Raw genomic sequence first — 9,790 nt, forward strand, 5'->3', positions numbered from 1 at the left:
GTCAGCCGTCACGTTGTCGCCGGCGTGGCCGCGTCTTCGTCGTCAACATCGTGCTCGGTCGGCTCGTAGCGGATCAGCACCAGGAACACGATCGGGATCACGGCGGCCAACGCAACGATCCAGAACATGTCCGTGCCGAACCGGGCCTTGAGGATTGGCAAGACGAACAAAGCGAGTGCACTGCCAATGCCAGCAAGCGAGCGGCCGAAGCCCACGCCGGTGCCGCGAATGGACGTAGGGTAAGACAAGGCCGGATAGATCATCATCTGCGCGCCCGGACCGAAACCTTCAGCAAACAACCACGTACCCAGCATCAGCACGGCAAGGCCTATACCGAGCGCCGCCTGCGGATGTCCGATCAACGCGAGCGCAATCAGCGATACGAATTGCAACGCGAAGCCCGCAATTGCGACATGACGCGAAGGCAATTTGTACGCGAGCCGCATGCCGAGCAAACCACCTGTCAACGCGAACAGCACATTAAGCCCAAGCGATGCCGCGATCGTTTCAAACACGCCGGCACCCAGGAATTGCGACAGGATGGACGGCAGGAAGAAAGCGATCGCCGTGTATTCGAACGGGATGCAGAGATTCATCACGCTGGCAACAAGCGTGCGCGGCAGATAGGGACGCTGGAATAGCACGCGAAATTTGACCGGCGGCTGCTTCGGCGCTCTCTTCTCTTTCGTATCGTCCACCGCATGCGCGTGAATGCCATAGGACTCGCGCAAGATTCGCACCGCCTCTTTCAGATTGCCCTGGTTCGCGGCCCACAGTGGCGACTCGTTCATGAACTTGCTGCGGACCATGATGATGATCAGCGCCGGTACCGCCCCGAAGATCAGCGACGCGCGCCAGAGCCAGTCGGCGTGCTGAGCCGGCAAGAAGAAATACAGCGCGAACACAATCAGGAAACACACCGATGACGCCGCGTACCACATCGGGCACCACGCTGCGAGACGGGATGCCTTGTTGCCGCGTCCGTTGAATTTTGAAAACTCCGAGAGAAATGCCATCGCCACGGGCAGGTCGATCCCTACACCGAGCCCCATCACGAATCTCGCCGCGATCAGAACCCAGACATTCGGCGCGAGCCCCGCTGCAATGGCCGCGACCACGAAGAACAGCATGTCGGCCATGAAGACCTGATAGCGACCGATCTTGTCGGTAAGCCATCCACCGGCGAGACTGCCGAGAATGGTGCCGATCATGATGGATGAACTGACAAAGCCGGTTATCGCAGGCGTCAGGTTGAAGTCACGCGTGACGTCCTGAATGCCGTATGAAAGCGTCGTGAGATCGTAAGCGTCAAGAAACACACCGCCTAGCGCGAGCAAGACAATCACGCGCGCGTGATTGTTCTTCGAGCGGCTCGTGTTGATCAGGCGCGATACGTCGCTGGCCGATCCGATCGGCAATGACGCAGGCAGGGAAGTTTCAATATCGACGGTGCTCAAGATGCAGCTCCTTGGCTAGCGGGTTGCGCGGCAAAGAAGCTTTATACGGATAGCGGCCGCATCGCGCAAAGAAGGAGTTTTTCTTTCGATATGAACCGTGTGATGGCAAGCCTGGATGCCCGCCCGACTGTGATGGATGGTAGTGCCGCCTTTCACAGCCCCGCGCATATGCAAAGCTGAAATCGTTAGAGCGCGCGGTCAATTTGGCGACTAGATTGTCCGGTTGTTAAAGTGAAAATCGAGAAGCCGGCTGCCATGAGCAAAACCATCCATTTCAATGCGTTCGAGATGAACTCCGTCGGCCATCAGTCTCCCGGCCTATGGTCTCATCCACGCGACCGGTCATCGCAATACAAGGACCTCGAGTACTGGACGGATCTTGCAAAGATTCTCGAGAAGGGTTTCTTCGACGGCATCTTCATCGCCGATGTGATCGGTTATTACGACGTCTATAAAGGCAGCAATTACCACGCGATCCACCAAGCCGCGCAGATCCCCGTCAACGATCCCCTGCAGCTTGCGGCGCCTATCGCAATGGTGACCGAGCATCTGGGTATCGGCATTACGGCGTCGACGACTTTCGAGCATCCGTACACTTTCGCTCGTCGCCTTTCAACAGCAGACCATCACACTAAAGGCCGCGTGGGATGGAATATCGTGACGTCGTATCTGGAAAGCGGCGCCAAGAATATCAGCGAAGGAGGCTTGCGCAAGCACGCGAACCGCTATGAAGTGGCGGCGGAATATATTGAAGTGCTGTACAAGCTTTTCGAGGGGAGCTGGGAAGAAGATGCCGTGGTCCGTGATCGTCACAATCGCGTCTTCACGCATCCCGAGAAGGTCCATGAGATAGGTCACCACGGCAAATACTTCGACGTGCCCGGCTATCATCTTTGCGAGCCCTCGCCTCAACGCACGCCCGTGCTCTATCAGGCCGGCGCGTCGGGTGCAGGCAAGGCGTTCGCCGCCCAACACGCCGAGTGCGTGTTCGTGGCCGCTCCGACGAAGGAAGTGTTAAAAGCGTATGTTGCTGACGTCCGCGAACAGGCTGCGCTTGCGGGACGTGATCCGGGCGGACTGCTGATCTACAACCTCGTCACGGTCATCGTGGATGAGACGGATGCGAAGGCGCAAGCCAAGTTCGAGGAGTATCGCCGCTACGCCTCATACGACGGCTCGCTCGTATTTATGTCGGGTTGGACGGGCGTCGACTTCGGTCAGTACGCGCCAACCGATTTGGTCAAGAAAGTGGAAACCAACGCAATCGTCTCTGCCATCGAACATCTGGCGGGCGGTGCGAAGTCCTGGACCATCGACGAACTCGCGGCATGGGGTGGTATCGGCGGCATGGGACCGGTCTTCGTGGGTTCCGCGGCAACCGTTGCCGATATTCTGCAAACCTGGGTGGAAGAGACTGGTGTCGACGGCTTCAATCTCGCCTATGCGGTCGCTCACGAGACCTTCGAGGATATCGTCAATTACCTGGTGCCGGAGTTGCAACAGCGCGGCGTGTATCGCAAGGAATATACGCCGGGCACGCTGCGCGAAAAGCTGTTCGGCAAGGGACGTTTGTTGCCGGCCGGGCACCCAGGTGCCAGGTATAGGGACATCGAGGCGTTCAAGCGCGACGAAGCGGCCGGTTCATTGGTTACCTTGCAGGAATAACAACCTCAACTGCACGGCTCACTAAGCCACTCGCTTCGTCAACCGATTAACTGGTCAGCTCATGCAGCTTGTGCATGCCGTCGCGCAGCCACTCCAGCAGCGTGCGATCGGTGCCCACCGGGACGGGTATCTCGGTGTTCAGCTTGCGCAGGGAGTCTTGCTGTTGCGAAAGCAGGTGACACATCTGCTGACCTATTTCCGGCCGGCTCTTTAACAAGGGCGTCAGGTCCGCCTTATCCAGCCGATAGATTAGCGCCCGCGTCAAAGCCGTGACTTGCGCCTGAACCGGCAACCCCGCCAGGACGCCCGCTTCACCGATCGAGTCTCCAGGTCCCAGGCGCGCGGATTCGACGGGACCCGACGGTCCCGTCACCATCACCGACAGGACACCTGACTCGACGATCATCAGGTAATCCGTCACCTCGTCTGACTTGACGACTACCTGGTCAGGTTCATATTCGTGGCGCGACAGTCTCTTGGACAGCGCTTCAATTTCCTCACCCTTCAACGCACGGAAGAGATCGACGTGTGACAGGAGCCGTTGCCGGCTGTCGGAGGCGTCGTGGCGTGGCGGTCGTGGAACGCTCAGTGGCCAGAGCTCGATGCCCGCAGCGGCGAGATGACGATGGCACAGGTCATAAAGCTGGTTCGTCACGACCACAGACTTGCCCATGTCATCGATATAAACCGTGACTTCGTATTCGATCGAGTTGATCGAGGTTTTCTTGATAAGCGCATACGGTGCCGGCGTTTGCAGCACCCTATTGCTTCCCGCTACCGCGCGCTCCAACGCGCCAAGGACAGTAGCCGGGCGTTCTTCCGGTGAAATCTGCAGCGCAATGGACACCCCGTGAAGTGCAACGGGACGGCTACTGTTGGTGATTTTCGCCTTGGCCGCCACGCTATTGGGAACGATGACAACATTGCCTTGAGACGTGAGCAGGTGCGTTGCACGCCAGTTCATTTCCAACACTTTACCGTCCACGCCATCGACCGAGACCCAGTCCCCAATGTGATACGGCTCGGTCGTATTCAGCACGATCCCGGCGAACACATCGCTAAGCGTGCTTTGTATGGCGAGACCCAGCACGATTGCCAGCGCACCGGAGGTGGCGACCAGCCCTGTCACCGGCAGCCCCAGCACGAATGCAAGCGAGGCAACGACGGCGGCAAGAAAAACCAGCGCACCCAGTACGTCCTGGAACAGGCGTTCCCTGTGCCAATGGCGCGATCGGAACGCTGCGTCCAGCGATAGTGTCAGAAGACGCGCGCCAATGAGCCACCACGAAACCTCGAGGATCTGGGCCGCAAGATGACGGCCCGGGGACTCGGGCCACGGCGCGGGTGTGAAGGGACTCAGGGCCGATCCGAACAACAGCGCGCTCAGCAGCGCGAAAATCACCAGTCTGAGCAGCAAGCGGATGGTGTCGTTACGTGGAAACGCTGCGCGCCAGAGCACGACGTCCACCACGATCAGCACGAAGCCAAGAACCAGGGGATCTTTCACAAGACTGCTCCCGACATAGAGGACTTTGCGTGTTGCCGCGCAACGAACGGGTGCGTAGAGTCACGTATCGCTTTGTCTGAATTGCCTTCGCATTCTACGGTTTCCTGGTCTTAGCCGTAGAACCTGTCGTGCGTCCGGAACTCGCAGCATGCGCGATGCAAACGCCCGAATTTGGGCAAGCGCCCGCACTTTAAACCGTCAGGCGTTGCGCGGACCGTCCGGACTGGTTTTTGCCTGCAGCTTCACAGCCTGCCAGCGCGCTCGCGCTTCTACCCACTCTGCAACCGCGAGCAAACGCTCGTCGTGCTGTGCCGCGCCGATCAGTTGAGCGCCGAGCGGCAGACCAGCGGGCCCGAGGGCGATCGGTAGGGTGATGGCGGGAACACCAAGGAATGTCCACGGAGCGCATAACGAAGCGTCGCCGGTATAGTCGAGTCCGACTGGCGCTTCCCCTGTCGCCGGCGCGACAAGAAGCGCATCAAGACGCATCTCTTGCTGCAGCCAGTGGTCAAAGCGATGGGCCAGCCGCACCTGCGCAGCCCTCGCGCGCGCATAGTCGACGCCCGATACGCCGCGACCCTCGATAATCAACGACGTCATGACTGAACTGATCAGGCCGGGCGAACGGTCCAGAAGCGCACCGTGCACCACCGACGCTTCTACCGCTAATATTGCAGATACCAGCGCCCCCATGTCCTCCAGTTCGGCTGGCAAATCGACCACGACGACTTCCGCTCCATCGGCTTTCAGTTGTGCAGCCAGCCAGGCCAACGCACTGTCCTGGGCCGGTTCCACCGCGGTGCCGACTTGCCTGCGCAGCATGCCGATACGGATGACCGCGCTGCCGTCGTTACCCTGGCTTTTGTTCTTGCCGCTTACGTGGGAAGAGTGAAAGTCCTGATCATCGAAACCCGATACGATTAGAAAGGCATACGCCGCATCCGCGACGTTTGCGGTGAACATGCCGATGTGATCCAGCGATGGCGCCAGCGGCAACACACCGGTTCGGGCAATGCTCCCATAGGTCGGTTTAAACCCCACGACACCGCAGTACGCTGCGGGACGAATGACGGAACCGAAGGTCTGTGTCCCGAATGCAAGAGGAACAATCCCCGCCGACACAGCCGCGGCAGAACCGCTGGACGAGCCGCCAGGCGTATGCTTTTCATTCCATGGATTGACCGTCGGACCCGGATGGCGCCAGGCGAACTCTGTAGTAACCGTCTTTCCTACGATGGTTCCACCTGCTTGCCGCAAGCGCGCCACCAGTACCGCATCAGTCTTGGGCGAGCGGCCCGCGTAGGCCGGTGAGTTGTACTCGGTCGGCATGCCCGCGGTGTCGATGAGATCTTTTATGGCGATGGGAACACCCGCGAGCGGCAACCCTATGTCCGCTTGATTGACCACCGGCGCGTCCGGCAGATAGCTGAATGCGTGCAACCACGGTTGGGCTTGTCGGGCGGCCTTATCGGCGGATTCAATGCTTTGCTGGATTGTCAGAACGCCGCTCTCGACGGCTCGGCGAATGTCGCGCAGGGTAAGCGCGTATGCTGGTTCAGTCATCATGTGAATGATCCCGGTGTGTATTCCATGTATTCCATGTAATCCGTGTCTTCCATGTAATCCGTGGCCTAAGCGCGCTAACGCCTTAGTATGCCAGCCACTCGCCCGAGATAATAATGGCAAAGGGGGCGCGTATTTGCCCAACTATCTCTAGCTGGACTGCCCTGAAGCACGAATGGCCAGGCCGGGAGTTTGCCCGACCTTAAGGATTTTCGCCCGGAAGCCAAATCAGCCTCCGGGTGCTGAGCATGAGGGATCCACCTTCACTGCTGTCTGAGCGGTTGCGTCGCAGAACGCATGCGTCGGCCAGCCAAACCCCATACGATCACAGCAATGACCAGAGCGAGCACACCCGCAACGCACAGCGCAGAGGCGAAACCGCTTGCGAAACTTGCCGGGGCCGCAGTTGCCAGGAACAGCTTTGCGGCCGGCGCTAAATGCTCGGTCGCGTGAACCGCGTCGCCCGCCAGCAGTCTGGACATGAAGTCGGCATCAAGCGAATTCCTTACTGCGGGAGCATTGGCCAACGCTAAGTCGAGTGCTGTTTGAGTCCGCGATGCAAGCACGGCGCCAAGCACCCCTACTGACGTGACGATCGCGGTAAAACGCGTGGTCGTGCTGATGCCGGAAGCCATACCGGTTCGATTGGGCGGAACACACGCCATGATTGCCTTCTGCGTATCCCCGTTCAGTATGCCGGCGCCACAACCCGTAACGATCATGCCGAGTGCAACCAGCCAGTATCTTTGGTCCATGGATACCGACGCGGTCAATATATTTCCCGTGCCGATCAGGCCAAGCCCGAGCGTCAGCAGCGCGACGCTGGAAAACCGGCCCGCAAGCCATGCTCCTATGTACGGACCCGCGATCATTGCGGTGGCAAACGGAAGCATACCGAGTCCCGCGCTGACCGCCGGCCATCCGAATGCGTTCTGCAGATACAGTGGCAGGAACGTCATCATGACCTGAGCACAGGCTGCATAACCGAACATGCTAAGCACAGCAGCAACAAACCGCGCCTGACGAAACAGCTGCAAGTCGATCATCGCATGAGTGCGGTTCTTTTCCAGTTTAAGAAATACGATAAGTAATGCTGTACATCCTGCAAACCTGGCGGTTGTGGGCAGGCTTTGCCAACCGTCTGTTTGTGTTCCGATCAACGCCCAGATGCCAAGCGCCAAAGAGGCACCGAACAACAGGCTTCCCATTACATCGATTGCCCTCGCTTGGCTGTTACGCGACTCGCGAATAGAGCGGTGCACGCACCAGGCGAGCACCGAACAGACAGGAAGGTTCAGGAGGAAGATCCACCGCCACCCGAGCCACTGCGTTATCACGCCGCCGACTAACGGTGCGACCGTGGTCGCCAGCCCCATGCACATGCCCCATACGGCCCAGGCACGCGCTCGCGAAGGTCCTTCCTGGAAGGTATTGGCTATGACGGCGAGCGCGGCGGTCAGCAACATCGACGCGCCCACGCCTTTTACCGCCCGAGCGAGATTCAGGAAAAGCGCCGTGGGTGCAAGCCCGCATCCAAGCGATGCCAGGCAGAACACACCCAGGCCGATCATCATCAGTTTTTTTCGGCCGAAGCGATCGGCTATGCCGCCAGCGGCCAGCAAGCACGATGCAAAGGCGACCATGTAAGCACTCACGACCCATTCGACGTCAGCAAACCCCACGTGGAATGATCGCGCGATCGAGGGCAGGGAGACGGCGACCACGTTGGTATCGAGAACGATCAGCCCGCAGGTTGCCGAGGCGGTGCCCAAAACGAATCGCGCTGCCCGCGTGCTCAACACCGGGTTGAAATCCGTGTCCCGCGAATGTTCGTTGTCCGCAGGAAAAGGACCAACTGGAGGCCGCTGCTGGGACGAGCGCTCATGGGCGATCGCTGTACTTCTTCGAAACATGGATACCATCCGTCGAGATGAAATTGATGGAGGTCATCCTATCTGCAACGGTATTAACGGTCACTAACGTAAGATCACAGAATTATTCACGAAAATGTTAATACAGTGAAACTCGAACTTCGTCATATCCGATGCTTTGTTTGCGTTGCCAAGAACCTCCATTTTGCCCGCGCGGCTGAGGAGCTGGACATTGCACCGCCCTCGCTCACCAGGCAGATTCAGGAGACCGAGCGGCTATTGAACGTACGTCTGTTTCATCGGACCAAACGGAGCGTTGCACTGACTGCGGCAGGAGAGGCTTATTTGCCTGAAGCGCTGGGCGCCCTTGCCCACTTGTCGCGCGGGCAGGAACTCGCTGCGCTAGCCGAGCGTGGAGAGCTAGGCCGGATCGAGGTGGGATACGTTGCGTCGGCGGCATTTGCGGGTGTGCTTCAAAGCACTGTCCGGGGATTTCGTCGTGACAATCCCCGCGTAGACGTGGTCCTTAGCGAACTCGCGATGGACCGCGTGCCGGCAATGCTTGCTGAAGGTCTTATCGACGTCGCGTATGTCAGGCCGCCCATGCATTATCCAGAGGGGATCCAGGCGATCACGCTGTATCGCGATCATTTCATTCTGGCCATTCCTGAAGACTCGCTGCTGGCGGATTTGGCGAGTGTTTCTCCCGCCCAATTGCGTGACTGTGTTTTTGCGTTGCCTGAGCAGGACTTTGGGACGTTTGAAGTCGGGCGAAGGGGGCGTTTTCAACCGCAGCTGGGACAGAAGCCCGGACCGCTGGCCGCGGTACTCGCTTGCGTTTCGCTAGGGGGAAATGTCGCGGTAGTGCCACGCACGCTCAGCGACTGCGTTTCGTTACCAGGCGTGGTTTATAAGGCGATTACTGGAAAACCGATCGTATCGGAAGTCGCCATGGCATTTCGCCGGCATGAACGTGCGCCTGCTGCACGCGCTTTTATCAGTTATACGAAACAGTTGATGGCCGACGGTTGATAGCCGCCGACCATCGGTTGAACCAGATCGCATATTTGAAGCAATGATCGCTGGAGCCGCATTTTGGGATGGTGTGGGAAAGACACAGCTGTCGATGCCGTGTCCTTCCCGTTTTGGTCCTGCATCGTTACGTTAGTGACTGCCACCATTACCGTTGCCGCCACCATGGCCACCACTGCTACCGCTCGATCCTTTGCCGGATGAACCGCCGCCCTTGCCACCAGCGTTCGCGCCGCCATTAGAGCCTTGGCCAGACGAGCCTTTGCCCTGGCCGCCGTTGTTTCCGCCGCCGGATGAACCACTGCCTTCGCCACCGTTAGAACCGTGGCCCGATGAGCCAGCTCCATGGCCACTGTCGCCACCGTGGCCGCTATCGCCACCGTGGCCACTATCGCCGCTGTGACCACCGTTGCTGCCGTGACCGCCGTCATTGCCGTGACCACCGTCGCTGCCGTGACCGCTGTCGCTGCCGTGGCCACCGTCGTTGCCGTGGCCGCTGTCGCCGCCGTGGCCACTATCGCCGCTGTGACCACCGTTGCTGCCGTGACCGCCGTCATTGCCGTGACCACCGTCGCTGCCGTGACCGCTGTCGCTGCCGTGGCCACCGTCGTTGCCGTGGCCGCTGTCGCCGCCGTGGCCGCCATCGCCGCCGTGGCCGCTATCGCCGCCGTGACCACCGTTGCTGCCATGACCGC

Annotated in this window: 7 protein-coding genes; 2 read left to right on the forward strand and 5 right to left on the reverse strand. The window is 59.5% G+C overall.

Going from position 1 to position 9,790, the window contains the following annotated elements:
• Positions 1 to 8: 8 nt before the first annotated feature.
• On the reverse strand, positions 9 to 1,457 hold the full coding sequence (locus BSU04_RS17100; protein ID WP_089161702.1) for an MFS transporter: 1,449 nt from the start codon (positions 1,455 to 1,457) through the stop codon (positions 9 to 11).
• 255 nt (positions 1,458 to 1,712) lie between these two features.
• On the opposite strand from BSU04_RS17100, the gene BSU04_RS17105 reads away from it, so the two are divergent.
• Positions 1,713 to 3,122 (forward strand): LLM class flavin-dependent oxidoreductase, encoded by a 1,410-nt coding sequence (locus BSU04_RS17105; protein WP_089161703.1) that lies wholly within the window; start codon positions 1,713 to 1,715, stop codon positions 3,120 to 3,122.
• Between the two features lie 46 nt (positions 3,123 to 3,168).
• Here BSU04_RS17105 and BSU04_RS17110 read toward each other — a convergent pair whose 3' ends face one another.
• The 3 genes from BSU04_RS17110 to BSU04_RS17120 all read right to left on the reverse strand — a co-directional run bounded on the left by BSU04_RS17110 (position 3,169) and on the right by BSU04_RS17120 (position 8,105).
• Positions 3,169 to 4,629 (reverse strand): mechanosensitive ion channel family protein, encoded by a 1,461-nt coding sequence (locus BSU04_RS17110; RefSeq protein WP_089161704.1) that lies wholly within the window; start codon positions 4,627 to 4,629, stop codon positions 3,169 to 3,171.
• Between the two features lie 198 nt (positions 4,630 to 4,827).
• Complete coding sequence (locus BSU04_RS17115) at positions 4,828 to 6,195, reverse strand: amidase (RefSeq protein ID WP_256982895.1); 1,368 nt, start codon at positions 6,193 to 6,195, stop codon at positions 4,828 to 4,830.
• A gap of 260 nt (positions 6,196 to 6,455) precedes the next feature.
• A complete protein-coding gene (locus tag BSU04_RS17120; protein ID WP_089161705.1) occupies positions 6,456 to 8,105 on the reverse strand; it encodes an MFS transporter in 1,650 nt (549 codons plus the stop codon).
• Positions 8,106 to 8,210: 105 nt separating this feature from the next.
• Here BSU04_RS17120 and BSU04_RS17125 point away from each other — a divergent pair, with 105 nt between their 5' ends.
• Positions 8,211 to 9,095: a LysR family transcriptional regulator gene (locus tag BSU04_RS17125; RefSeq protein WP_089161706.1), complete on the forward strand. Its 885-nt coding sequence runs from the start codon at positions 8,211 to 8,213 to the stop codon at positions 9,093 to 9,095.
• A gap of 132 nt (positions 9,096 to 9,227) precedes the next feature.
• Here the strand turns inward: BSU04_RS17125 and BSU04_RS46445 are convergent.
• The coding region (locus BSU04_RS46445) for a hypothetical protein (RefSeq protein ID WP_179258345.1) at positions 9,228 to 9,790 on the reverse strand (563 nt) is incomplete at its 5' end.

This window comes from Caballeronia sordidicola, assembly GCF_002220365.1.
Classification (GTDB): Bacteria; Pseudomonadota; Gammaproteobacteria; order Burkholderiales; family Burkholderiaceae; genus Caballeronia; species Caballeronia sordidicola_C.